This is a genomic window from Leptolyngbya sp. BL0902 (genome assembly GCF_016403105.1).
In the GTDB taxonomy this organism is placed as follows: Bacteria; Cyanobacteriota; Cyanobacteriia; order Phormidesmidales; family Phormidesmidaceae; genus Nodosilinea.
Map to the genome: position 1 here is coordinate 3,860,701 of NZ_CP046155.1, position 24,775 is coordinate 3,885,475.

Here is a 24,775-nt window from a genome sequence, read left to right on the forward strand (position 1 = left end):
TTGCCACCGTGATCTACCCTCGTGATCTACCCTATGGCCTCCTCTCCCTCACCTATCGCTTCCCCGCTCCTCCCTATGTCGTCTTCAGACAGTTCTGAATCCCAGCCGCTGTCGGTTGTTCCCTCGCCCCAGTCCCGTTGTTCGCCATGGCTCACCCCCATCGCCTACGGGCTAGGGCAATATCTGGTACTGCCCAGCTACTTTGGCCCCATCACCATCACCGGGCAGGCACACATCCCCACCCATGGCCCCGTCATTTTGGCCCCCACCCACCGCGCCCGCTGGGATTCCATTGTGCTGCCCTTGGCCGCAGGGCGTCCGGCGACGGGGCGAGATTTGCGCTTTATGGTCACGGATGATGAGGTGAAGGGGATGCAGGGCTGGTTTATTCGGCGTTTGGGCGGGTTTCCGGTGAATGTGCGTCGCCCTAGCGTGGCCAGCCTGCGCCACGGTCGCGATTTGTTGCTTAACCAAGAAATGCTCGTCATCTACCCCGAAGGCGGCATTCGGCGCGAGGATCGGGTGCATCCCCTCAAACCCGGTCTAGCCCGCCTTGCGGTGCAGGCCGAAGCCGCCCAAGCCAACCTCAATGTTCACATCCTGCCCGTGGATATTTTCTATGGCGAAGCCTATCCCCGGTGGCGCTGCCCGGTGCAAATCCACATCGGCGCACCCCTCATGGTTCAGGCTTATCTCCAGGGTGGCACCGCTCCCGATGCCCTCAAAACGGCGGCTCAGCAGATTACCACTGACCTAAAAAAACAGCTCGTGGCCCTGGTGGCGCAACGGCAGACTCTCGCCACAACCGCCGATTAGTCGCCCCCTTCTCCTGGCCACAGCAAGCGCACCGCCAGCAGCCCAAAGCCCACGGCGGCCACGGCCTTCACCAAGCGTTCTGGCAAAATCTGGGACGTGCCTTCCCCAATCACCACGCCCAAAAAGCTGGCAAGCAGCAAAGCCGCTGCTGTGCCTAGAAAAACCGCTTTGGGGTGCTTGGAACTTCCCCCTAGGGCAATGGCCGCCAGTTGGCTTTTGTCGCCTAACTCTGAGATAAACACGGCGGTGAAGCTGAGGGCAAGAAGGTTCCAGTCCATGGGGTTGGGTGAGAGGGTTGGATGGGCGACGATGGGGAAAGGGGAAATCGGCTTGGGCTTGGGATGAGTCGAATAAAACTGAGTCGAATAAAATTGAGTTGAATAAAACTGAGTCGAATAAAGATAAGTCGGATAAGACTGAGGCAAACCTTGGGGCATTGACGGTGCCCTCACAGGGGAACCAACGCCCCCCTACAGGTGGGTAATATCCCACAGCAGCCAGACGGTGATGCCCAGCAACAAGGCTCCGGCAGCGGTATCGAGGGCCTGGGGGGGCACCCGGCGAGCCAGCCATTGCCCCAGCAGCACCCCAATGAGGCTGGTGGCAATTAGGGCAGAACCAGCCCCCAAAAAGACAATCCAGGGGGCTTCCGCCTGGGCACTCATTAAAAGCGTCGTTACCTGGGTTTTGTCGCCCAGTTCCGCCAAAAAGATGGTGACAAAGGTGGATAAAAACACCCGCCGAAACGAAACGCGGGCCGAGGTATCTGGGGGCGAAACCGTTGACGAAGAGGGCGGCGAGGAGGGAGTCACAGCGCTAGGGCCAGAAAGAAACAGCAGCAATCCGTGGAGCCGTGAACACAGGGTTTCGGGTAAACCACGCAAGTTTATGTTTTCATTATTTCTTCATTATCTGCAACGATTGGCCCCACGGCAACCTCTGCAACGCCTGATCCTACGGCAACAGGCCCCACGGCAACTCACCGACGACAGCGCCGCTCTCACGCCGCACAGACCAGGGTACCCTAGGCTGAGAAATCGCCCGCGCTACTCCGAGAGGTCGGGGTCAATCCAGCCCACGGCTTGGTTAAAGCGTTCCATTTCGGGGCTGCTTTCGCCATACTGATCTTCGATGTGCTGCTGGCAACAGTCGATGGCAAACTCATTGAGGTCGTCGGGGGCGATGCCAAACATGGTTTCAAAGGTGTGGGGCGTCACCCGACAAAACTCTGGGCGGGTGTCGTAGATGGAACAGTTGCGGGCCTCGGCATTGTAGTGAATACACCAGCCATCGTCCCCCACCAGGCTGAGGTATTGCTGAAGCTGATCGGGGGTGAGGTAGTCCTCTAGGTCGGGGCGCTCGCTGGGGTCGAGGAAGCAGCAGGCTCCGCATTGGGCTACGCATTGCCAGGTGGTCATAGCAGGTTATGTCCTTGGGAGAATGGCCGAGGGTCGATGCCGAAGGGCAACACCGCCTTAGAATTTTGTTAAGTTATCTAAAATAGACGGGCCGTAAGCGGGTAAAATAAGCCACAAGCAATTTGCCGGCTTTCATTCTAGTAGGTCTGTGTTGGGAGGATCCATGAGCTTTTTGAGTAGCATCAACTTCGAGCTAATTGCCCAGTTAGCCATGTTGGCCATGATTGTTATCGCTGGCCCCACCATCGTCTTTTTGCTATTTCTGCGCGGCGGCGACCTGTAAGGCTTCAGGACGCCAACCAGAAAAAATGCGGGGGTGTCCGACGGGGCCCCCCTCTTTTATGGGCTGAGCCAGTCTAGGCCAGCACTTTGGCCGGGGAGAGCGTCAGGACTTCTACGCCCATTTTGGTGACGGCGACGGTGTGCTCAAACTGGGCGGAGAGTTGACGATCTACGGTGAGGGCCGTCCAGCCGTCCTCCAGAATTTCGGCTTCGTGGGAGCCGATGTTGATCATGGGCTCGATGGTAAACACCATGCCGGGGCGCAGTTTTTTGCCTTTGCCGCGCACGCCATAGTGGGGCACCTGGGGAGCGGTATGGAAGATGCGATGGACGCCGTGGCCGACGAAATCGCGCACCACCGAAAAGCCCTCGGCTTCGGCATATTCCTGAATGGCAGCCCCAATGTCGCCGATGCGAGCACCGGGTTTGACCTCACGGATGCCGCGCCACATACATTCTTCGGTGACTTCCACCAGCTTGCGGACTTTGGGGGCCACATCGCCCACCAAGAAGGTGCGGGAGGTGTCGCCGTGGTAGCCATCCACAATGGGAGTGACGTCGATGTTGATGATGTCGCCATTGCGCAGGATTTCGTCGGCGCTGGGGATGCCGTGGCAAATCACCTCATTGACGCTGGTGCAGATGGATTTTGGGAAAGGCATAACGCTACCTTCATAGCCGAGGGGGGCGCTGATGGCTCCCCGCTTTTGAGTCCAGGCTTCGGCTAGGTCGTTGAGTTCGAGGGTACTGATGCCCGGTTTGACGTAGGGGGTTAGGTAATCTAAGAGCTGTGCCGCCGTTTGGCAAGCTTTTCGCATTTTCTCCAGTTCGCGGCTGGAGAGCAGGGTGATCACATCGGGGGAGGTTTTTTGTTCTTCCACGGTCGGTTTTAGGGGATGGATAGGGACTTGGGGGATGGCAGGAATCGCCCCTGGGACAGCCGGGGCAACGGGTTCTATGGTAAAGAAAAATTCGCCCGTTCGGGGTAGGGACGGGCTCGGTTGCCGAACTCCAACCCCGACAGCGCCGCTTGGGCTAGGGCGTGACGGGCTGTTTGGCCTCAAACTTCAGCTTGGAGCGCTTGAAGGGTTCTGGAATGTCCACCGGATATTTCCCGGTGAAGCAGGCGGAGCAGAAACTGCCGGGTTCTTGGTAGGTGGCCTCTAGCATCCCTTCCCAACTGAGGTAGGCGAGGGAATCGACCTCAATTTGCTTGGCGATCTCTTCGGTGGATTTGGTAGCGGCGATCAGCTGATCCTGGCTGTCGGTGTCGATGCCGTAGAAGCAGGGATGGGTGACGGGGGGAGACGAAATCCGCATGTGAACTTCCGTGGCTCCAGCGTCCCGAAGTGCCTGGGCAATCTTGCGGCTGGTGGTGCCCCGCACAATGGAGTCATCCACGATCAGCACCCGCTTACCTTCGAGGACGTCCCGCAGGGGGTTGAGCTTCATGCGAATGCCCACCTCCCGCATGGATTGTGTGGGCTGAATGAAGGTACGCCCCACGTAGCGATTTTTGATCAGCCCTTCGGCGTAGGGAATGCCGGACTGCTGGGAGAAGCCAATGGCGGCAGGCACCCCAGAGTCGGGCACGGCCATGATCAAATCCACATCGGCGGGGGATTCCTTGGCCAGTTGGTGCCCCAGCCGCCGCCGATAGCTGTAGAGGCTTTCACCATTCACAATGCTGTCGGGGCGAGAGAAGTAGATCATCTCAAAGACGCAGAGCTTGCGCTGGGTGGCCTCGGCCCAATGCAGAGAGCGCAGCCCTTGCTCCGTAATCCACACCAGTTCTCCAGGTAGGATATCCCGCACGTAGGTGGCCCCAATGATGTCTAGGGCGCAGGTTTCTGAGGCCAGTACGTACTGAGCCGAACGGCCCTCAGCGGGGATCTCGGTGCCCAATACGCCCAAAACGAGGGGACGAATACCCTGGTGGTCGCGGGCTCCAAGAATGCCGTCGGGGGTGGCGATGACAAGGCTAAAGGCTCCCTGGCAGCGGTTGAAGGCTTTGGCGGCAGCGTCTACCCAGCCCAGCCCATCATTCACGGCCTCCGCCAGGGCAAAGGCGATCATCTCAGAATCGGTAGTGGTGATCAGGTCGTGGTGGCGCTCCAGCAGTTCTACCCGCAGGTTGGCGGCATTCACCAAGTTGCCGTTGTGGGCTAGGGCCAAATCCCCCAGGCGAGTCGGCACAATGGCGGGCTGGGCATTGCACACATGGCTAGACCCCGTGGTGGAGTAGCGGGTGTGGCCGACGGAAATCTGCCCCGGCAAGTCCTTCAAAATGTGGTCGTCAAACACCTGAGACACGAGGCCCATGTCCTTGTGGCAGTGGCTCGTAGCGCCGTCAAAGGTGGCAATCCCCGCCGACTCTTGGCCCCGATGCTGGAGCGCAAACAGCCCAAAATAGGCCAGCCGCGCCACATCCTCCCCAGGGCCGTAGAGGCCAAACACACCACAGGCTTCTTCGGGCTTGTCGGGACGCTCTGGGGAACCTCCCCTAGGGCTGGGAGACTCGTCGGAATGGGCCAAGGATTCTGAGGGAAAGGTCATTGCAATGGTGGGGTAAGGGATCGGCGGGAGGGGCAACGGTGATAATCCTGTCTTGGGGGAGGGACAGGCCGGGGCAGCGGCAGGACGCGGAAATGGCAGCACAAAGAACCTGCTGATCAACCGGGGGAAAGGTCAATCAGGAGCTAATGTCACCCAGGTCGCCACTGGGGAATATTTCATCCGTGGCGCACAGGGTTAAGGGAGGTTTAATCATCCATCCTCGCCCGATCTTATCAAATCATAGGAACGGCTGGCCCTAGGTTGATCTAGGGCAGCCATTGAACGCCTACCAGAATAGGCCCTAGCGCACGCTCAGCTCAGGGCTGGCCTTGCCGCTGACGATGGCGGGGTCGATGGCGAAATCTTCCGCAATCAGCCGCGCCGTCATTTTGGCGGACATCATCACGCTGGGGGTGCCTGCGCCCGGTTGGGTGCCTGCGCCGACCAGGTAGAGGTTGCTGATGTCTTCGCTGCGGTTGTGGCCCCGGAAAAAGGCAGACTGCACCAGCAGCGGCTCTGGGCCAAAGGCGTTGCCCTTATAGGCGTTGAGGGTGCCCTCGAAGTAGTCGGGGGTGATGTAGCTCTTGCACACCAGCCGCTCCCGCAGGTTGGGCAGATAGCCCCGGTCTTCCAGGTAGCTGAAGACGGCCTCACAGAGCTGTTCCCCGGCTTCGTCCCAGTTGATGCCGGAGTAGTTATTCGGCACGGGCACCAGGGTATAGGCGGCGTGGTGTCCGGGGGGCGCGAGGGAGGGATCGGTCAGGGTGGGCAGGTGCAGGTATTGGGAGAAGTCCTTGGAGAGCACCTTGCGGCCAAAGATATTTTTCAGCAAGCCCTCGTAGCGGGGGCCGAGGAGGATGGTGTGGTGGCAGAGCTTGTCGGACTCGGTGCCGTCGGCCTTGAAGCCAAAGTAGATCACAAACACCGACATGGATTGCTGGGTCAGCTTCACCCGCAGATCGCTGTTCCAGAAGCGGTACTGGGGTTCGATCAGCTTACTGTAGGTGTTGGCCCAGTCGCCGTTGGAAATCACTACATCCGCGTTGATCACGGTGCCGTCGGCGAGGGTAATGCCCGTGGCCACCTTCTTGCCGCCCTGCTGGGTGACATTGATTTTGGTGACTTCCGTGTTGTAGCGCATCTGGCCGCCCAGATCCTCAAACTTTTTCACGAAGCCCTGCACCAGCGCCCCGGTGCCGCCCATGGCAAAGTGGATGCCCCAGGTTTTTTCCACGAAGTGAATCATGGCGTAGATGGCAGGGACAGAAAGGGGATTGCCGCCCACCAGCAGCGGCTCGAAGGTGAAGACCTGGCGCAGTTTGTGGCTTTTGAAGTAGCGGCTGCTGAAGCGGAACAGGTTACGCACCGCATCCAGGCGCAGCAGGTCGGGGGCGACTTTGAGCATATCGCCGACGGTGCCGAAGTGGGTGTAGCCGAGCTGCAAAAAGCCCCGCTCAAAAATGGCCTTGGACTGGGCCTGGAACTGCTCGTAGCCCTCTAGATCGCCCGGTTCACCGAGGGCTTGGATTTGTTGGCGGGTGTGGGCATCGTCGCCGTCGTAGTCGAAATAGGTGCCGTCGTCGAAATAAATCCGGTAGAAGGGCAGGATGGGGATGAGTTGGACGTAGCGGCTGGTGCTGGGGCCACCGGAGATGCCTTCCTTAATGCGCTTGTTTTCGTCCACGATGGTGGAAGGGAAATCTTCGGAGGTAAGATCCGCCTGGTCGCGCTCTAGGGAGAAGAGTTCTTCGATGAAGTGGGGCACCGTAATCACCGTTGGCCCCATATCAAAGGTGAAGCCCTCCATGCGGCGCACGTAGGCCCGACCACCGGGGGCGTCTAGCTTTTCCACGATGGTGGTGTCAAACCCTAGGCTTTGCAGGCGAATCCCGGCGGATAGCCCCCCAACCCCCGACCCGATGATGATGGCTTGCTTGCGGCCCATGTGCGACTCCTGCCCAAACGGTTTACAAAGGTTTACACGTTGTTCATATCTTACTACCCTTGCTACCCCTGCGCCCGCACGGCAGGTTGCGGAACGGGGCCAAGGGGCTGGTTTCGCAGGGTGGTGGTGATGGCTTCGGCGGGGGCAGGCTTAGCAAAGAAAAAGCCCTGGCCTAGTTCACAGCCTAGTTTTTTTAACGCCTGAAGCTGGTCTTGGGTTTCGATACCTTCGGCCACCACCGCCAAGTCCAACTGGTTGCTGAGGGTGATGATGGTTTCCACCACCTGGTAGTTGCGGTGGCTGCGATGCATATCGCGCACAAAGGATCGGTCAATTTTCAGGACGTCTAGGGGAAAGCGGTGGAGGTAGCCCAGGGAGGAATAGCCCGTGCCAAAGTCGTCAATGCTGATTTGGATTCGACGTTCCCGCAGTGCGTCCATCAGCACTGAGGCGGCCTCAGCATTTTCCATGATGGCGCTTTCGGTAATTTCTAGCTTTAGGTAGGCGGGGTTAGCTCCGGTTTCTGCCAGCACTTGGTCAATGTCGGCCAGCAGGGTGGGGCTGGCAAACTGCCGCACCGAGAGGTTCACGGCCACCGTCAGGGTTGTCCAGCCCTGTTCGTGCCAGTCTCGCAGTTGTTGGCACGCTTGGCGCAGGACGACTAGCCCTGCCCGCACCACCAGCCCCGTCTCCTCTAGGCAGGGAATGAATTCTCCTGGCGGCACAAGGCCCCGCTCGGGGTGCTGCCACCGCACGAGGGCCTCTAGGCCCATCACCCGATGGGTCGCCAGACAGATGATGGGCTGGTAATAAACCACCAACTCTCCGTAGCTAAGGGCGTGCTGGAGGTCATTTTCGAGGGTGAGGCGGTGCAGCGTGGCGGCGTGCAGTTGGGGATTGAACCACTGATGACAGCCCTTGCCTTGGCGCTTGGCGCGATACATGGCGGTGTCGGCAGCCTGAAGCAGGGCTTCGGGGTCGGTGGTGGTGCTATCCCCCAGGGCCAGCCCCAGGCAGGCGGTCATAAAAATTTCGCAGTGGGAGGTTTGGAAGGGAGCATGGAAGGATTGGAGTACCGCTTCAATCCAGGTGGGCAGGGAAAAATCAGGCGGTAGGGCGGTCAGCAGGAAGCAAAACTCATCTTCGCCCACGCGGGCCAGCACATCGCCAGGGCGCAGGTGCTGCTGTAGGCGTTCGGCGATGGCCTGGAGCAACTGGTTGCCCACGGTGTAGCCAAAGGCCCCATTGACCAGTTTAAATTGGTCGCAGTCGAGGTAGGCGAGGGCAAAGTCTGTGCGCTGTTCAGCTTGCAGCAGCCCAACGCGCTCTAGGAGGTTGATGCGGCTGGGTAATTGGGTGAGGCTGTCTTGGTAGAGCAACGTTTGCAGTTCGGCGGTGCGCTGGGCCACCTTAGCCTCAAGCTGGGCATTAAAGCTGTTGAGCTGCTGGTACTGCTGCCGAATCCGCAGCATAGACCGCACCCGCGCCGTTAGTTCCATGCGGTTGATGGGTTTGCTCACAAAGTCATCGGCCCCAGCTTCTAAACATTGGGCCAGCGTATGTTTGGAGGCCAAGGCCGTCACCATAATAATGGGCACCGACTGCCATAGGCTCATCGCCTTGATCTGCTTGCAAAGGGCTAAACCGTCTATTCCTGGCATCATCACATCCATCAGGATTAGGTCGGGCTGCTGGATAGGCAGCGTTGCCAAGGCTTTCTCACCACTTTCGACGTAGTGTAGATGATAGTCATCGCTGCTCAGGAAAGCCTCGATAACGTCGAAATTATCCGGTTCATCATCAACAATTAAAATAGAGAATGTCATAGGGAATGGGCCTGATTGTTGAGGAGTTTCCGAACCGTTGCAGCCAGATCTTTGAGCTTAATGGGCTTGCTAATGTAGTCATTCATGCCCATGGCGAGGCAGCGCTCTCGGTCTTGGGGCATGGCGAAGGCGGTGAGCGCCACAATGAGGGTGTGGGCCAGGTTGGGATCGGCCCGGATTTGCCGAGTTGTCTCTAGGCCGTCTATATCGGGCATCTGAATATCCATCAAGATTAGGTCAGGACAATGATGCCTAGCCATGGCCAGCGCCTCGCGCCCCGTTTTGGCCACCTCTAGACGATAGCCCTTGGCCCCCAAATAGCTAGAAACCGTCTGAAGGTTGGCCTCGTTGTCATCCACTAAAAGCAGCAGCGGCGGGTCAGCCGAGGCGGTAGGTGTGTCTGGATCTGGGCTGGGGGCTAGGGCCAATCGGGGGGGGCCGGAAAAGGCGTGGGTGGGCAAGGTGGGCAAATCAATGGCGAACTGGCTGCCTACCCCCACCTCGCTACTCACCCGCACTTGTCCGCCATGGAGATCAACCATGCGCTGCACCAGGGCTAGCCCCAGCCCGGTGCCGCTGTATTGACGGTTGAGGGTGCTGTCGATCTGCACAAAGGGCTGGAAAAGTTTATCCAAGTCCTCCGGGGCAATGCCGATGCCCGTGTCGCTGACGGTGATCCGTAACCAGGGAGCTGCTCCAGGGGTGAGGGGATCAAGGAGTTGGGTCGCGAGGACAACGGTGCCCCCAGCAGGCGTAAATTTCACGGCGTTGTTGAGTAGATTAATCAACACTTGGCGCAGGCGACGCTCGTCGGCGAACACCTCAGGCAGGTGATCGGGTACCTCCACCCTCAGGGTAATCTGCTTTTCCTGGGCCTGGGATTGCACAAAGGGCACACTGGAGGAGCACAGGTAGGCCATCGACACAGAGGTTGGGTCAAGGGTCATCTGCCCCGCCTCAATTTTGGCCAGATCCAGAATGTCGTTGATCAGCTCTAGCAGGTGGTCGCCGCTGTTGGCAATGGTGCGGAGGGCGTTGTGCTGACGATCATTGAGGGGGCCAAACATCTCATCCTGTAGCCCTTCGGCCATGCCCAGAACGGCATTCAGGGGGGTGCGTAGCTCATGGCTCATATTGGCCAAGAACTCGTCCTTCATCCGGGTGGCACGGGCCAGTTCTCGGTTGGTTTGATGGAGGGCCATTTCCACCTGTTTGCGATTGCTGATATCGGTCACGCGCACCAGTTTGAGCCGCTGCCCAGCCACCGTAATCAGTCGGGTGGCAATGTTGCCCCAAAAGGTCTTCCCTGTGAACGTGCGATACTCAATTTCATGGCTCCAAACGCCCTGTTGATCAATGATGGCGTAGATCTCCTGGAGTTCCTCCTCCGTGAAGGGCTGCACCTGAAGTCGGTGGCCTGCAATGTTGACGAGCTGGTGTTTGGCCGAGGCTTCAAAGAGATCAACGGCCCGCTGATTGCAGTCTATGGTGCGCTGTGTTTGAGGATCGACCAAGAACAGGGCATCGGTAGACTCATTAAAAATTGCCTCCCGCAAATCCCGGCTGCGAATCAGCTCCAGTTCTGTGCGCTTGCGGTGGCTGATATCGCGGATAAAGAAGACGACCTCCCCTTGCCCACAGGGAGCCACTCGCACCTCCTCATAGCGGAGCCCCCCGTGAATAGGAACAGTCTGTTCGTAGCACTGCACCGTTTGGGTCTCGAGGGCTTTGTGAATGGCCTCTAGTTTTTGGGCGAGGTGGTGCCGAGAAGCCCCTGGGGGCAGCGCCTCCGAAAGATGCTTCCCAACGGCCCCCTGGGGATCGACGAGGTTGCCCGCAGGGGGAGAGGCCATAAACTCACGGTAAATCCCCTCCCGATTAACCCGGAAGATGAGGTCTGGTAAGGCCAGTAGGGTAGCGCGGGTGCGTTCCTCGCTGCGCTGAAGGATGGTTTGCATCACCCAGCGATCACTCACATCCATGGCAATGCCAAATAGGCGGCTGCGCTCCTCTGGGGCCGCCGCATTGAGGGCCACCTTGACAAACAAACAGCCCTGGGTGCCGTCTAACCGGGTAATAGGCAGGTCGGCGGTGCAGGGAATGCCCGTCGCTAGGGCCTGGTCAATTAAGTCCCGGAATTGATCCCAAGTGGCAGCAGAAACGTAGGGTCGAAGATCCCCGCTGCCCTGGGTGTCATCCGCTTCATCGGTGTCCCCCAACAGCGCCATCACCTCCTTAGACCAGGTAATTTGCCGGGTGGACACTTCCATCTCCCACCAGCCCAGCCGCGCCACCTGCTGGGCTTCCTTCAGGCGGGCTTCGCTGCGTTGCAGTGCCTTAGTGCGCTGGGCTACCCGGTCTTCTAGTTCCCGGTTGAGTTGGGCCAGGGCACGGATGGCCTGGTCTTGCTCGAGGGCCACCTTAGCCAGGTTAGCCGCCACCTGGAGAGTATCCAACTCATGGGGATAGGGCTGACGGGGCTGCGGAAAGTACACCGCCAAGGTGCCCAACACCGGGCCATCGCTGGCAAAGATAGGAATCGACCAACAGGCCCGCAGACCATGGGCCAAGGCCAAATCCCGAAAGTTGGCCCAGAGGGGATCGGTGGCAATATCTCCCACAATGACGGGCTGACGGCGCAGGGCAGCGGTGCCGCAGGATCCCATCGCCTCGCCCACGGCAGTCCCTCGCAGGGCTTCGCTATAGGCGGCGGGCAGGTTGGGAGCCACGCCGGGATAGAGGCGGTTATCCTCAGCGCAAAAGAGAAAGGAACAGCGACTCTCAGTCAGGTGATCCTCCAAGGCCAACACGAGGTCTGTGAGAATATCAGGCAGCGGTTCGGTGCGGGCAATGCTGGCCAAAATGCTGCTTTGTAAGGCAAGGCGCTGCTCCGTGCGATTGCGCTCGGTCACATCAATGGCCACCCCAGCGGCCAGGGTTTTTCGATGGGGCTGGGGGAGCGGAAACTTAAAGCACAAAAACTCCCCAGGACTGCCATCGGGTCGCTGCCCCGGCTCCACCACCTCCAGCACGTCACCATGGTCTACAACCCAGCGATTGTGTTTGGCATAAAGGGTCGCCGCCGCATCCCCAAACACATCAAACAAGGACTGACCTTCTAGGTCTTCCAACGAGGTGTGGGGCGGTAGGGCAAAGTTGCGGTACCAGCCCTGGCTGGCATACTCCAGGGTGTGGGTATCAGGATCATTAATCCAGGCCACCACGGGGCTGTTGTCCATAAAGGTGCGAAAGCGAATTTCACTGGCCCGCAGCGCTAGCTCCGCCTGCTTGAGATCGTCAATATCGGTGTGAGTGCCCAACATTCGCAGCGGACGGCCCGCCTCATTCCAGGCGACGATTTTGCCCAAGGACAGCACCCACTTCCATCCCCCGGCCTGGGTTTTCAGCCGAAACTCCAGTCTATAGTCTGGGATCGCCCCGGCCACGTAGGCATCGTAGGTTGCGAGGGCCACCTCCCGATCCTCCGGGTGCAGCATCTGCCGCCAACGGGCTTCGGTTTCGTGGAAGGTGGCCGGATCGTAGCCCAGCATGGTGGCGTATTCTGGGCTCACCAGCACCTCACCCGTAGTCAAATCGACATCGTAGAGGCCCTGGTTCGTTGCACTGAGGGCAAGGCGGAGACGTTCTTCGCTTTCCTGAAGTTGGCGCTCGTCCTCTAGCCGCTGCTGGGTCGCTACCATCATTTTCCCAAGCACCTGCAAGAGCTGGATCGTTTCCGCCAACCACCAGGCAACGGGCTGACGAGCCACCAACCCAATGACCCCCACCATCGTTGCTTTATGCACCAGCGGTAGGCTCAATACGGCTCCGATGCCCTGCCGCCGCCATTGGGCTTGGTCTAGGGCCGCCGCCGCTGGCACATCGGCCACATTGGGGACGTAGACCATGTGTTCTCGCTGCAACAGGCGGTAACTCCAGGGCAACTGGTCTTCATTGGGAATCAGCGCTGGATCGACCTTGCCCTCCACCCAGGTCTGGGCTGAGACGGTGGCAGAGCTAGGACACAGGGTGAGATAGACCCCGTCTACCCGCGTGGCGTCGCGCACCAAGTGCAGGACATGGCGGATTTCCGATTCGAGATCGGCAGCACTGATATCGACAAAACGGCTGATGATGACGGTGATCAAATGGCTGTAGTTGCGCTGGGTATACAACGTTTGGTGCAGCCGCTGCCCCCCGTGAGCCCAACCCCGAACACCCAACCCGGTGATGACCATCACCCCCAACAGTTGCCCCTGGTGGCCCGTCACCAGCAGGTAGGGATGATCTTGCTGGCTAGCCAGTTCCGAGACCGTGGGCAGGGCGGATCTGGGAAGCAGAGACAGGGCCTCAGTCATCACATCGGCGGCGGTCAGGGTACTGAGGTCTTTTCCCTGGGCACAGGCCCGCACCACCTCGGTAGGCGTAACTACCCCCAAGGGCCGCACCCACCCCAGATCTGGTCGCTCCTCCGTCGGCTCCTCTGTCGGCCCGCCTCTCACCCCATCCATCGACCCATCCATGGGGCTGGCCACCACCACCACCCCAGACAGCGATTCCGTGAGGCGCTGGGCAAGATCCGGGATCCCTGTGGTGGGGTGTACCCAAACCACCCCCCCCTCGGTCAAATCTAAATTCGGCCAAGGGCAGGGGTTATCTTCAGTCGATGATGCACTCGTGGGGGTCATGTGTGGTCTCTCACCCGCTCCATGAGGTTTACGGGCCTGACAGGGAAGCTATATTCGTTATCCATGACTAGCCTAGAGAGGGAGAATGGATGAAATCAACGACCTAGACCTAGGATCATGCTCCTACGCCCAACGGCCCCCGACCTGAACATGGGGTCAACAGCGGTTTGCTGCCCCAGGGCGTCTGCCGCAGCACCAACCACTCTTCCACCTAGACCAACTAACCTAGACCAACTAACCTAGACCAACCAACCTGTCTTGACTACGGGCTTTCCCCGCTTGACGCCTGAGATTGCGAGTGCCCTCAGGCTAGAAAGTTACATGATGAACTTAAGATGCCCAACTGCGAGAAAAATTTGATCTGCTCAATCAAGACTTAATACTTTTGCGCCCCTTTCGCTAACGTTGTTGATCATGCTAAGTCGCCTTTGCTCAAAGTGGCACCTTTTACGGTAAAGAAGCCTGAATCCTGTCCGCCGATAGAGCCGTGAAGATGGCTGAATCCTTTCGGCACAGCTCAGCCTTTTGGCGGACAGACTTTTCGCAAGTGGGATCTTGCAAGACTTCAGCGCCCCCAGGATCGCTACCTTGTGCCTACCCTTCACTAATCATCCGCAGTAGTTCATCAGTGGAGATCTTGCCGCTCATGTCGGTGCCCTCTAGGAGGCTGTCGGCCAGGTCGCGTTTTTGTTTGTGCAAGTCCACGATTTTTTCTTCGATGGTGTGTTGGGCCACCAGACGATAGATGGTGACGGGGCGCTGTTGGCCCATGCGGTGGGCGCGGTCGCTGGCCTGGTCTTCCACAGCGGGGTTCCACCAGGGATCCATGTGGATGACGTAATCCGCTGCGGTCAGATTAAGCCCGGTGCCCCCGGCCTTGAGGCTAATCAAAAACACATCGCCCTGGCCGGATTGGAAGGCATCCACCCGTTTTTTGCGCTCCTTGGCAGGGGTGCTGCCATCGAGGTATTGGTAGTGAACCTTCTGTTTATCCAGGAATTCCTTCAGGATGGCGAGGTGATCCACAAACTGGCTAAAAACCAGGGCTTTGTGGTTATTTTCCAGCAGTTCTTCGAGAATTTCCCCAAAGGCTTCCAGTTTGGCGCTGGGGAGTTTGGGTTCGGCCTTCACCAGGCGGGTGTTGCAGCAGGCGCGGCGCAGTTTCATAATTTCCGCCAGCACTTGCAGGTGTTTAGCCCCGCCCTCGGCCCCTGGTTCCGAGAGTTTGGCGATGGCTTCGCGGCGTAGGGCTTCGTAGAAGGCCATTTCCTGGGTGCTGAGTTCCACCTGGAGGGTGATTTCGGTGCGGGCGGGCAGTTCCTCCAGCACTTCGGTTTTGGTGCGGCGCAGGATGAAGGGCTGGATTAGCTTTTTCAGGCGGTTGCGGGCCTGTTTGTCCTGGTTGCGTTCGATGGCGTTGGCAAAGCGCTGGTTGAACTGCTCCTGGGAACCCAACAGGCCGGGGTTGATGAACCGAAACAGGTTCCACAGTTCCCCTAGGTGGTTTTCGATGGGGGTACCCGTGGTGAGGATTTTGAAGCCGCCCTGGAGCTTCATCGCCGCCTGGGATCGTTTGGTGGCGGAGTTTTTGATCGCCTGGGCCTCATCCAGCACGATGGTTTGCCACTGCACTTCCGCCAGCATTTTGGCGACTTCTTCCTGTTGCAGCAGGCCGTAGCTGCACACCAGCAGGTCGAAGGGTTGCAGGTCGTCTAAGACCTTTTGACGGTCGCCGCTGCCAAATTGGATGGGGTTGAGGGTGGGGGCAAACTTTTCGGCCTCGCTCAGCCAGTTCATGCAAACGGAAGTGGGCGCAACGATCAGGGTTGGCCCCTCCGGCGCACGGGTGAGGATCACCGCCAGGGCTTGCAGGGTTTTGCCCAGGCCCATGTCGTCCGCAAGGCAAGCCCCCACGCCCCAGTGGGCCAGCCGTGCCAGCCAGTTGAAGCCCTCGATCTGGTAATCCCGCAGCTCCGCTTGCAGGGTAGAGGGAAGTTCGGGCTGGAGATCCTGGGCTTCCTTTAGGCGCTTAACGTGGTCTTTCCAGTGCTTATCGGTCTTAAGCTGGCCCACCTCGTCGATCCAGTCTTCCATGGCCAGGGAGGCGAGGGGATGGAAGCGCACCCCCTTGCCGCTGGTTTCCGAGAAGGCCCGCAGTTCATCGAGGCGCTTGCGAAATTCTTGGGTCAGCGCCACAAATTCCCCATCGGCCAGCTTAATGAACCGACCGGGGGAGGCTTCCAGCAGCGCCATGAGTCGCTGCATATCGAGCACCTGGTCGTCGCTGACGGACAGTTCGCCACTGGCGGCAAACCAGTCTCGCTGGCGCTGGATCTGCACCTTGAAGCTGCCCAGACCCACCTGGTTGACCACCCGCATTTTCTCGCCTTCGGGCCATTCCACCACCGCCTGGTCGCCCAAGCCCTGAAGCTCTATCAGCAGTTCTAGGCAGTCCTCCGGGTCTTCGATCAGCCATTCCCCAGATTTATCCTCCAGCCGTTGCAGGGTGGGGGTGGCTTTTTCCACGGCACGGGCCAGCTTTTTCTCTTCCTTCAGGTCGCGATGGGTTTGCAGCCGTTTGCCGCCCACCTCCGCCAATACCATTTCGCCACCGCTGCCCGGTCGATAGTAGGGGCCATCGTCGCCAAAGGGGCGAGTTAGCAGCGAGACCTTGAGGCCAGACCCCGCAGGCAGCAGGTGCAGGTGGGGAATGGTCTGGGCGGGTACTTCCTCCGCATCGGTGATGCCGCCGCCAATATCGGAATGCACCGTCACTAGGCTGACGATGGCGTTGAGGGTTTCCAGCACCTTGTCCTTGGCGATTTCCGGCACCTCCAGGGCGTTTTTGGGGCCAAGGATAGCGGCGATGCGCTGGTGTTCCTTGGTAAATTCCACCACCTTGATGCGGGTGGGGGTTTCTTTGATCAGGGCGATGGCCTGCTTTTCGTAGGGCGGCGTTAGAGACAGGGTGAGCATCCCGTTTTTGCCCTGTTTCACGGTGAGGGCGGGTTCTCCCTTCACAATTTCGACGGGCGTGGTGGGGGCGTCGTCCCAAAATACGAGGGGATGCCCCACCAGCGCCAGCATCGACTGGGCCTGCAAGCTGTAGCTGTTGCCGTAGGAGCCATACTCTGCCACGATATGGCCGCAGATTTCTCGATCCTGGGGGGTGAGGTAGGGAAAGTTTCTGATTTCATGCTTGAGGCGATGCAGGGCCACCACGCGGCCCCGGCTCCAGCCGCCCTTGGTGCTAATTTTCTGCTCTTTGGGTTGCAGCATCCAGGTATTGGCGGAATACATCGTCAAAAACCAGGTCATCCGATACTCGCTTTCTACCGCCGCCACCTCGGGCTTTGCCAGGTCAGGGTTGAGGCCCATCAGGGCCGCCAGAGCCAGTTCCCAGGCTTCCTTGGGGGCAATAATGTCGGTGATCGGTACAATCCCGGTTTTTTCGCGCAGGGCGGGGGCTTCTTTGCCGTAGGTGCTGCGAGGGTTCAGCCGCGCTAGGAGGGTGGCGGCTTCTAGGGCAAACCAGTCAAACCCAGCGGCCTTGGCGTCTCGGTAGATGTCCTTAACGGAGTCTGGTACGCGCTTGCGGGCCATGTCCACATTCACCCAATATAGACAGAGGGCATCGATCAACGCCTCAAAACTGTGGGCATCGGCCAGGGTGCTGAGGGGGGTATTGGTGAGGTACGCCTTGGCGTTAGTGTTGCCCTGGAGCGCTTGGGCCACCTTTTCTAAGGACCCGTGGGTAATGGCCAGCCAGTGACCATAGGTTTGCTCGGCAATGGGGTGGGCATACTCTTCGGCGGTGCGCAAGCTGGCGGCACTGCCCTCCTGCAATAGGGCCAACACCGGGAAAATCCCCGGTACCGTATCAAAATAAATTTTGCGCTTGCCCGTGGCCTTTTTCAGCATTTTGAGCGCCATCTGCCCCGATTCAATGCTCACGGCATAGTCGCCCCGCAAGCAACTGAGCCAGCCCAGCAATAGTAGTGATTCCTCTGGGGCATCCTGGGCCAAATCGTTGATCGCCGCCTCCGCCTCCGCCAGCCGCCCTTGCAGCAGCAGGTGTTGAATCCAAATATTTCGCAGTTGATTCGAGGCAACGGAATCCTCCCGCTGGCAGTCCTCTTGCAGCAGGGCAAAGGCGTCCTCGGCTGGGGTGAGGTGCAGCATGGAATTGACGCACAGATTACCCAGGGCCGCTTCGTACAAATCCAGATCGGTTTTGAGGGAGACGAACCACTCCCGGTCGAAGGGGTTATTGCAAATCAGCTCAAACACCTGGGCCATGGAAATGCGGCTGGTGGCAAAGGCATGATTGTAGTAGGTTTCTATCTGGGCTTCGATGTAATCCCAATCGGCCCGATAGAGGCCAATGCGAACCTCCCGTAAAAACTGATCCTCGCTCTGAAACGACCGCTGATTGCGCTTCCAGCTCAGGGTGGGCACGGGCAGCGTCTCCTGCACTGCCTTCACCATGGCCTCAAAGTTACCCTGCCGCAAGGCATCGCGGGTAGCCACCTCCACCAGCAGCGGGTGACACCGAGAACCATAGTTCTTTTCCTCCACCAGCAGCTCATGACTCGTCAGCCGCCGGAGGTGGGCGTGCAATTCCGCCTGATCGTAGGTATTGTTTTGGCCGCTGTGGCGCAGGTAGCTATTGACGCAAGGCAACACCTTGCCATTGGCCACGGGGGCGTAGAGGATCGAGAACAACTGCACCAATTCTTGCTCGAAGGTCGGCAACTGTCGGTAGCGAGCCGTCAGATGTGCCCGTAGTACTTCTGGAGATACCTGCGCTTTAGCCATAGCTAATGCCCTACTCACCTTATGGATACACGCGACTGAGCGTACTAAGTGTGAGTGTATCGGTTTACCGAGGTGTTGCCGACAGATAGATAGGCAGATTACCTCGATACAGTGCCCCTTGCCTTAGATCCGCTCAGTCCTTCTGCCTGTTCGGCATTTTGGGCGATGCGCCTAAGAATACAAGGAACCCCCGCCTCCTAGCTGTCGTCAGGCTAACCCTAGCGCCTCCAGCCGTTGTCTAGATTTATCCGTGGAGCCCAAGACATCTCTAGAGCCACTATGATATACATAGACAGGGCTGGTATAGATCAGGTCGATGCCGTTAATGCCGCACCGAAGCAAAATTTAACATTGTGATGGTCTATCCATCCGGGCTAGGGTGCCAGTTAACGATGACGTGACGGTTTAACCAAAAGGTTTCTATGGCTCGTTATACCCATTTGTTAACCCTCTCTGAACCCGCAACAATCCCAAACCTAGGGGATTCCATCGTCAAAACCTTGGAAGACTGCGGGTTGAGTATGGTCTACGCCAACAAAGATTACTTTGTGGCCAAGGAAAAACCAGGGCAGGTCGCCCTCGCCCAACTCACGACCATTGAGGTGATGATTAATCAGCCTACCTCCATGGCGCAGACAGCCCGAGTGAACCTAGTCGTCAAAAACGAAGAGCTGCCGCTCCAGCGCAACAACCATTGTCAGCGAGTGTTTGAGGCTGTTAGTCGAGCCATTGGAGCCATGCTCTAGGGTAAGCCGATGACGTCCCTAGGGTCGGTGCATTCCTAGGCCAAGTCCTCCTGTCCTTCCTCCCCCTCTTCCACCATGTTGGGGCTGATGAGGGTGATATCAAACTCATCGGGGGGTAGGGTAGACTGGCTGTCGCGCTTGAGCTGGTAGTAGATGGCTCGGGCTTGGGGGCCAAAGACAATCTCGTCTTCATTTTTAAGATCGTGGGCCAAGAGCTTGCGGCCATTGATCAGCATTCCGTTGGCGCTGGGTTTGCCCTTCAGGTTGCCGTCCACAATCCGGTAGTAGAAGGTATTGTCGTCTTTGGGCAGTTGCACCAGGGTGGCATGGTGTCTAGAGACAAACTGGGAGGACAGCCGAATGTCACACTTGGGATCGCGCCCGATGGAATAGACAGACCCTTCAAGGGCAATTTCTTTGCGGCCTGTGCTGTCTTCAATGATCAGAATGTTACTCAGTTTATTAGGTGGTGCCATATTCGCAAACTACGCAGGGACTTAGGCTTCAGGACTCGGGCGAGTCGTAGAGTAAGGTGAAAAACGCTGGGCTAGGAACAACGATATTTTAGAATTCTAGAGAACTTTAGACCGTCAGGAACGAGGCTAGTTCAAGAGCGATGGCGCTCTAGCTCGGCCCCCCAATCCTCATCCCCCTCTCCTAGGTTGGGCCTAATCACGGTGTCGTCCCCCTCATCAGAGGGCAGGGTCACTTGGCTGTCGAGCTTCAGTTGGTAGTAGACAGCCCCCGCTTGAGGCCCAAAGACAATCTCATCTTCGTTTTTGAGGTCGTGGGCGAGAAGTTTGCGACCGTTGATCAGCATCCCATTGGCGCTAGGTCGGCCCTTGAGGTTGCCATCCACAATTCGGTAATAGAAGGTGTCATCGTCCTTGGGAAGCTGCACAAGGGTGGCGTGGTGCCTCGAAACAAACTGAGACGAGAGGCGAATGTCGCACATCGGATCGCGCCCAATGGAGTAGACCGACCTACTTAGGACAATTTCTCGGCGACCCTTGCTGTCATCCACAATCAGAATGTTGCTCAGTTTGTCAGGTGGTGCCATATTCGCAAACTACATCGTGACTTGGGCCTCAGGAGTTGAGCGATCCACAGAGCGGTTTTCGGAACGACTGTTCTCCAGTGTACCTCTAGATTTTGATCGAGATGGGGGTAGGCCCAAGTTCTCCCGGTTCCCCTGTCGTTACAGGCCGACCGCTGAGATCAGCTAGTCGCCTGAAGTCAGATCGCCATCGAGATCGCTGAGGGCTTCCCAGGGGTTAGATCGGGTGTCGCGCAAGCGTTTGAGCAGCCAGTCAAAGCGGAGGTTGCCCATGGAGAGCAAGTCACCCATTTCATTGACGATGGTGGTTTCGTCGCTCATGCTGACGGGCCGCCAATGCTCCCCTTGCAGGTGCCGAACGGTACTGCGTAGCCGACTAGACAGCAAGATGGATAGGGCTTTGTAGAAGCGGGAGGCAAACCAGGTGTCCTGCTGCAACTTTTCGCTGAGGTCAGTCCAGGAGATGCCAAGCACCACCGTAGGCTCTAGGGCAGTGACGGTGGCGGAGGGGGGCAAGCCATCGACAAAGGACATTTCACCCACCACTTCGCCACTGGCCAGTTGGGCAATGGGTTGCTGGGTGAGGGCTTGGACAGAGATCTCTAGACGCCCCGCCAAAATGATGTAGAGGTGGTGGCAGGGCTGTCCCTCACAAATCAGCGCCTCTCCGGGCTGGATCTCCCGTCGCTGCCCAATGGAAACCAGCCAGTCAACATCGTCATCCTCAAGAACGCCCAGAATAAATACAATCCGCTTCATTGGTATGGCCCCATGGTGTGAAAGGTGAGCGACCTTGAGAGTCGCGGGGAGGCCGATGCCTGCCCCCTCCGGTGGTATTTACCAAGGGCCAGCGGGCGATCAATGGGTTGATATCCTCGATCTATGGAGATGAGAATCCCGCACCACCCCTAACCTGCCTAGGGCAGAGAAGGGTCGCTGAATGGACTAAACAGGCCATCGCCCCAGAGGGGACTTAGACAGCTTCGTACTTGCCCACTAAGGACGGTGTGCCCCACCGTCGTCATGAGAATGAGCTATTCCGTTGTCAGGTGCCTCAGGTGCGGACTGACCGTAAACCCTTGGCTCTTTCCCTCTTGCTGCTTCAGGTTCGGGTTTAACACCCACAAGGGTGTGCCTCTCGATGGCAGAGGTGGGGATTTCAACCAGTTAAATTTTACCGGAAAGCCGCCCTAAAAGGACGGGGCTGGCATCCCGTGGATGGTCAGGTTAATTTCCTGGAGCCCTTCGCTGGCTTCTGTCAGGGTGACAGTGGCGGGCTGGGCTGGGCTACCGTTCACGCGTAGTTGATAGGTGCCTGTCCGCAGGTTCCCCAGGAAGTAGATACCCGCCTGGTTGGTCACGGAGAGAAGAGGCGTACCGTCGCTGGCGGAGATGGCTTCGACGCGGGCTCCGGCGACGGGGTTGCCCGCTGGGTCAAGCACCCGTCCGGCCACGGTGTAAGCGCGGGTGATGGGAATGGGAACGGGCGTGTAGCTGCCAGCGGTGACTTCGACAGCGTAGGCGGTTTGGGCAGGTTGGCCATCGATGGGGAAACCCGCCGGGTCGAGGTCGAGACGGTGGAGGCCGGGGGGCAGACGCAGAAAGATGCCGTTGGCTTGGCGCTCAAACTGGTTGGGCCGCAGGGGGCGATTATTCACGGCGATCAGCAGTTCAGCGTTGTCGAGGTAGAGGGGGTCGTCATCGTCGCGCTGGCCGTTACCGTTGCGGTCTAGGAAGGGCTGCACCCACAGGCCCCCCTCCTGGCGCAGATAGTCGAAGCGCGAATCCCGCGACAGCACCCTCGCCTGGGTATTGACGAAGGGCACTAGCTCAATGCGGTAGCTATCATTGCTGCTGAGGACAGAGGTTCCGGCATACCGGGCGCGAAGCATCACACCGGGCAAAATGGCTGTGCCTACCGAGGCCACCAGCCCATTGCCTTGGCTGCCCAGGCCATAGCCCAAATCCATTTCCCAGAGGTAGCGGCCATCAATGGCGCGGCCCGGAGAACGATAGCGCCAGCCCACGGTGGTAAGTTCGTTGTTGCCAGCGGCTTGGGTTTCGTAGCCCACCCGCAAAAAGTGGCCTTGGCTAAAGTCTCGACTTTCATTGAGCTTGACGTTGAGTTCGCTGTTGCTGCTCAGTTCGTTGCCAAAGCTTCGCAGTTCCGCCCGATCTAGCCGCGAGAGCAAACTCCAGCGAAAGTTGTTATTGGTGGTGTAGTCTACGTTGCCGTTGACGTTGAAGTTGGGGACGCTATAGAAAAACGAGGCCCCGGCAATGAGGGCATTTTCTCGACTGTTGCCCCCCACCCGCAGCCGCAGCCCAGGCATAGCCTGCCAGCTGGCCTGGAACCGCGAGGTGATGGGGTCGGTGTTGAGGTCGAGACGGAATCGGGTGGAGGGTTCGTAGGTGAGGGCAGTATTGACAGCGACTTGGTCAGCCCCGCCCGCTAGGGTAGCTGCCATCCGCACAGGCACCCCCTCCGGCTCGTAGAAGATTTCCCCCAGGCCAAAAAGCGCCCCATCCTGCACCACCCCCGCCCCCAGGGTGAGTTCATCCGACACCCCATAGCGATAGGCAACCCCCGCCATTACATTGTCAAAGCTGCCCAAAAACTCGTTGGGGGGCAACACCCGCCCCGCCCCCACCGAGGCCACCAGGGTCGATGTTCCCGCTGCCAGTCGGCTGGGCAAGGTGGAGAAGGTGGCCGGACGCACCTCCGGTTCGGCAGTGAGCTGGCCGTTGGGAAACAGCAGCACCTCGTAGCGCCCCCCCTGGGCAGGGACATCCTCAAAGCGATAGACACCGCTGGAATCTACCAGGGTTTCGGCAATCACATTGCTACGAAAGTTGAGGGTGAGCTGCACCAGGGTATTGGGCGGAGCTTCTCCGGTGATGGTGCGCCCCACCACATCCGCCTGACGCCGCAAACTGGGGTTAAAGCCGCCGCCACTAGAGAAAAAGGCCGGATCGTAGCCAAACCGCTGAATGGTAGTCACACCCCAAAACGGGTTGCCACTGGTGCCGTTGACGCTGGGCCAAAAGGTAGGCTGAGACCCCACGGCATAGTCGGCTTCATCGGATTGGTTGAGGTATTGCAGCTCCGACAGGCTCCAGGTGCCGCTATCGAACAGATCCTGCTGGTTCATGCGGACAAACCAACTTCCGCCCAACAATCCGCCCAGAGCAGTGAGCTGTCCTTGGTTATCGTTGACGCCATTGCCGCCAAAGAAATCCATCCGTTGAGCCACGGTGGTGGCGGTGAAGGGCTCTGAAGGCACCACGGGCAGGCCGTCCGTCACCACAGGTAGCTCGGCAAAACGCCCCCGCTGAAACTGCCCCGCCCAGGGCGGATCTAACCGCAGGGCATAGTTGGCAATGTCAAAACTGGTGGGCACCCCCAGCCGCTGCTCAATCTCCGCCACCGAGATGGCTAGTCCTAAGCCTGGATCGGCAATCAATTCAGCAGGATCCAAACGGATCACCAAACCGGGCGACCGTAACTCCCACTCACCACTCTCCAAGACCGTGCGCTGAAGCTGAAGCGCCTGGGCCACCGCATCAAAGGGCACCAGCCAGTTTTCCAAATCCACCGCTTCCACGCCGTTTTCGGCCCCACGCACCAAAACCCCCACCCTCTGCGCCCGGTCGCCCACCTGAATCCCCACCGGAAACACCTCCAATTCCGCCGAAGGAGTGGCCATCGGCTCCAGAATCACCGGGTCGGCAAAGGCATCCTCTGCATTGATAGCCTCTGCATTCTCCAAGTCCTCTAATGCTGGGGATTCTGCATTGATATCGGCTAAATCCTCAAAACCCTCTGAAGCAGCAACAGGGCTTGGCTCCATGATGACTGGATTCGGGAAGGCATCTTCTAACGTCAAGTTGTGATCGGCTTCTATCGCTTCAGCAGGCTCAATCGCTACGGGCGTGATGACTTCAGCAGGGTCAACAACTTCAGGGGTGATGACTTCAGGCGTGATGACTTCAGGTGCGACAACTTCAGGCGTGATGACTTCAGGCTGAATTGCTGCGGGTTCAATGACTTCAGGTGCGACGACTTCAGGCGTAATGACTTCAGGCTGAATTGCTGCGGGTTCAATGACTTCGGGCGCAACGACTGGGGGGGCCGTCACCGCCACAGGGGCCGCTGGCATCGTGGGGGCAAAGGCAGGAGCCTCTGGGATAACGGGTGCTGCCAGGTCTGCGGCAGTGCCCAGCGTCCCAAAGTCTTCTATGGTGCTGGGAACGGCTGTGCCCGGAGCTTCGGCTAATTCAGGCACCCTGGTGATGACGGGTTCTGGGGCCATCATCGGCACCTCTGGAATCACCGGGATTTCTGAAAACACGGGTTGGGCCGTGGTTCTGGGTTGCGCCGCTGCCAGATCAGACGGGGCTTCGGGCTGGGCAGATGGGGCAATGGTGGGGGGCTCCATGGCCTCAGGCTGAGCCACCAGGGCATTGGGGTCAGTTTGATCGGTATCCACTGGCTCCATGGCCAGGGCCGGATCAGACAGGGTGGCCTGCCCCAGGGAGACTACACTCCCCAAACAGGGCACGACTAAAACCAGGCGAGAGGGGCGTGACATAGGCGTTTCAGAAACTTGGGCAACATGTCGG

The 24,775-nt window shown here is 58.8% G+C and carries 16 protein-coding genes; 3 read left to right on the top strand and 13 right to left on the bottom strand.

What is annotated here, in order from left to right; translation table 11 throughout:
* Positions 1–75 precede the first annotated feature (75 nt).
* Positions 76–816: a lysophospholipid acyltransferase family protein gene (locus tag GFS31_RS17205; protein ID WP_225907480.1), complete on the top strand. Its 741-nt coding sequence runs from the start codon at positions 76–78 to the stop codon at positions 814–816.
* On the opposite strand, the gene GFS31_RS17210 is transcribed toward GFS31_RS17205, so the two are convergent.
* The 3 genes from GFS31_RS17210 to GFS31_RS17220 all read right to left on the bottom strand — a co-directional run bounded on the left by GFS31_RS17210 (position 813) and on the right by GFS31_RS17220 (position 2,234).
* Positions 813–1,094, bottom strand: a complete 282-nt coding sequence (locus GFS31_RS17210) for a TMEM165/GDT1 family protein (protein ID WP_198805971.1) — start codon at positions 1,092–1,094, stop codon at positions 813–815. The genes GFS31_RS17205 and GFS31_RS17210 overlap by 4 nt on opposite strands.
* Positions 1,095–1,286: 192 nt before the next feature.
* Positions 1,287–1,628: a TMEM165/GDT1 family protein gene (locus GFS31_RS17215; RefSeq protein ID WP_198805972.1), complete on the bottom strand. Its 342-nt coding sequence runs from the start codon at positions 1,626–1,628 to the stop codon at positions 1,287–1,289.
* 234 nt (positions 1,629–1,862) lie between these two features.
* Positions 1,863–2,234, bottom strand: a complete 372-nt coding sequence (locus tag GFS31_RS17220) for a YkgJ family cysteine cluster protein (protein ID WP_198805973.1) — start codon at positions 2,232–2,234, stop codon at positions 1,863–1,865.
* 163 nt (positions 2,235–2,397) lie between these two features.
* On the opposite strand from GFS31_RS17220, the gene psb30 reads away from it, so the two are divergent.
* Entirely contained in the window at positions 2,398–2,517 is a 120-nt protein-coding gene (gene psb30 / locus GFS31_RS17225) for a photosystem II reaction center protein Ycf12/Psb30 (protein WP_190494683.1), read from the top strand.
* Between the two features lie 73 nt (positions 2,518–2,590).
* On the opposite strand, the gene map is transcribed toward psb30, so the two are convergent.
* The 6 genes from map to GFS31_RS17255 form a co-directional block, all read right to left on the bottom strand.
* A complete protein-coding gene (map, locus tag GFS31_RS17230; RefSeq protein WP_198805974.1) occupies positions 2,591–3,397 on the bottom strand; it encodes a type I methionyl aminopeptidase in 807 nt (268 codons plus the stop codon).
* 154 nt (positions 3,398–3,551) lie between these two features.
* On the bottom strand, positions 3,552–5,072 hold the full coding sequence (gene purF, locus GFS31_RS17235; RefSeq protein WP_198805975.1) for an amidophosphoribosyltransferase: 1,521 nt from the start codon (positions 5,070–5,072) through the stop codon (positions 3,552–3,554).
* A gap of 301 nt (positions 5,073–5,373) precedes the next feature.
* A complete protein-coding gene (gene crtI, locus GFS31_RS17240) occupies positions 5,374–7,017 on the bottom strand; it encodes a phytoene desaturase family protein (protein ID WP_198805976.1) in 1,644 nt (547 codons plus the stop codon).
* 62 nt (positions 7,018–7,079) lie between these two features.
* On the bottom strand, positions 7,080–8,843 hold the full coding sequence (locus GFS31_RS17245; RefSeq protein ID WP_198805977.1) for an EAL domain-containing protein: 1,764 nt from the start codon (positions 8,841–8,843) through the stop codon (positions 7,080–7,082).
* A complete protein-coding gene (locus GFS31_RS17250) occupies positions 8,840–13,531 on the bottom strand; it encodes a PAS domain S-box protein (RefSeq protein ID WP_198805978.1) in 4,692 nt (1,563 codons plus the stop codon). Before GFS31_RS17250 ends, GFS31_RS17245 begins: the two co-directional genes overlap by 4 nt.
* 594 nt (positions 13,532–14,125) lie before the next feature.
* Positions 14,126–18,349 carry a DEAD/DEAH box helicase gene (locus GFS31_RS17255; protein ID WP_198805979.1) on the bottom strand — a complete coding sequence of 1,408 codons (4,224 nt, stop codon included), beginning with the start codon at positions 18,347–18,349 and terminating at the stop codon, positions 14,126–14,128.
* 422 nt (positions 18,350–18,771) lie between these two features.
* Here GFS31_RS17255 and GFS31_RS17260 point away from each other — a divergent pair, with 422 nt between their 5' ends.
* Complete coding sequence (locus GFS31_RS17260; RefSeq protein WP_225907481.1) at positions 18,772–19,095, top strand: hypothetical protein; 324 nt, start codon at positions 18,772–18,774, stop codon at positions 19,093–19,095.
* 35 nt (positions 19,096–19,130) lie between these two features.
* Here GFS31_RS17260 and GFS31_RS17265 read toward each other — a convergent pair whose 3' ends face one another.
* From GFS31_RS17265 to GFS31_RS17280, 4 genes are all read right to left on the bottom strand, one after another.
* Positions 19,131–19,571: an FHA domain-containing protein gene (locus GFS31_RS17265; RefSeq protein WP_198805980.1), complete on the bottom strand. Its 441-nt coding sequence runs from the start codon at positions 19,569–19,571 to the stop codon at positions 19,131–19,133.
* A 131-nt stretch (positions 19,572–19,702) separates the two neighbouring features.
* Entirely contained in the window at positions 19,703–20,155 is a 453-nt protein-coding gene (locus tag GFS31_RS17270; RefSeq protein ID WP_198805981.1) for an FHA domain-containing protein, read from the bottom strand.
* A 162-nt stretch (positions 20,156–20,317) separates the two neighbouring features.
* Entirely contained in the window at positions 20,318–20,911 is a 594-nt protein-coding gene (locus tag GFS31_RS17275; RefSeq protein WP_198805982.1) for a cyclic nucleotide-binding domain-containing protein, read from the bottom strand.
* Between the two features lie 431 nt (positions 20,912–21,342).
* The gene (locus tag GFS31_RS17280; protein ID WP_198805983.1) at positions 21,343–24,744 is read right to left on the bottom strand and encodes a carboxypeptidase-like regulatory domain-containing protein; all 3,402 of its coding nucleotides are present in this window, start codon (positions 24,742–24,744) and stop codon (positions 21,343–21,345) included.
* Between the last annotated feature and the right edge of the window lie 31 nt (positions 24,745–24,775).

Excerpts from the sequence above, each read along its gene's own strand:
- GFS31_RS17260 (WP_225907481.1), top strand. The coding sequence starts at position 18,772 with ATGGCTCGTTATACCCATTTGTTAACCCTCTCTGAACCCGCAACAATC.
- GFS31_RS17250 (WP_198805978.1), bottom strand. The coding sequence starts at position 13,531 with ATGACCCCCACGAGTGCATCATCGACTGAAGATAACCCCTGCCCTTGG.
- purF (WP_198805975.1), bottom strand. The coding sequence starts at position 5,072 with ATGACCTTTCCCTCAGAATCCTTGGCCCATTCCGACGAGTCTCCCAGC.
- GFS31_RS17280 (WP_198805983.1), bottom strand. The coding sequence starts at position 24,744 with ATGTCACGCCCCTCTCGCCTGGTTTTAGTCGTGCCCTGTTTGGGGAGT.
- GFS31_RS17210 (WP_198805971.1), bottom strand. The coding sequence starts at position 1,094 with ATGGACTGGAACCTTCTTGCCCTCAGCTTCACCGCCGTGTTTATCTCA.
- GFS31_RS17205 (WP_225907480.1), top strand. The coding sequence starts at position 76 with ATGTCGTCTTCAGACAGTTCTGAATCCCAGCCGCTGTCGGTTGTTCCC.
- GFS31_RS17220 (WP_198805973.1), bottom strand. The coding sequence starts at position 2,234 with ATGACCACCTGGCAATGCGTAGCCCAATGCGGAGCCTGCTGCTTCCTC.
- GFS31_RS17245 (WP_198805977.1), bottom strand. The coding sequence starts at position 8,843 with ATGACATTCTCTATTTTAATTGTTGATGATGAACCGGATAATTTCGAC.
- GFS31_RS17275 (WP_198805982.1), bottom strand. The coding sequence starts at position 20,911 with ATGAAGCGGATTGTATTTATTCTGGGCGTTCTTGAGGATGACGATGTT.
- crtI (WP_198805976.1), bottom strand. The coding sequence starts at position 7,017 with ATGGGCCGCAAGCAAGCCATCATCATCGGGTCGGGGGTTGGGGGGCTA.
- GFS31_RS17265 (WP_198805980.1), bottom strand. The coding sequence starts at position 19,571 with ATGGCACCACCTAATAAACTGAGTAACATTCTGATCATTGAAGACAGC.
- GFS31_RS17255 (WP_198805979.1), bottom strand. The coding sequence starts at position 18,349 with ATGGCTAAAGCGCAGGTATCTCCAGAAGTACTACGGGCACATCTGACG.
- GFS31_RS17270 (WP_198805981.1), bottom strand. The coding sequence starts at position 20,155 with ATGGCACCACCTGACAAACTGAGCAACATTCTGATTGTGGATGACAGC.
- psb30 (WP_190494683.1), top strand. The coding sequence starts at position 2,398 with ATGAGCTTTTTGAGTAGCATCAACTTCGAGCTAATTGCCCAGTTAGCC.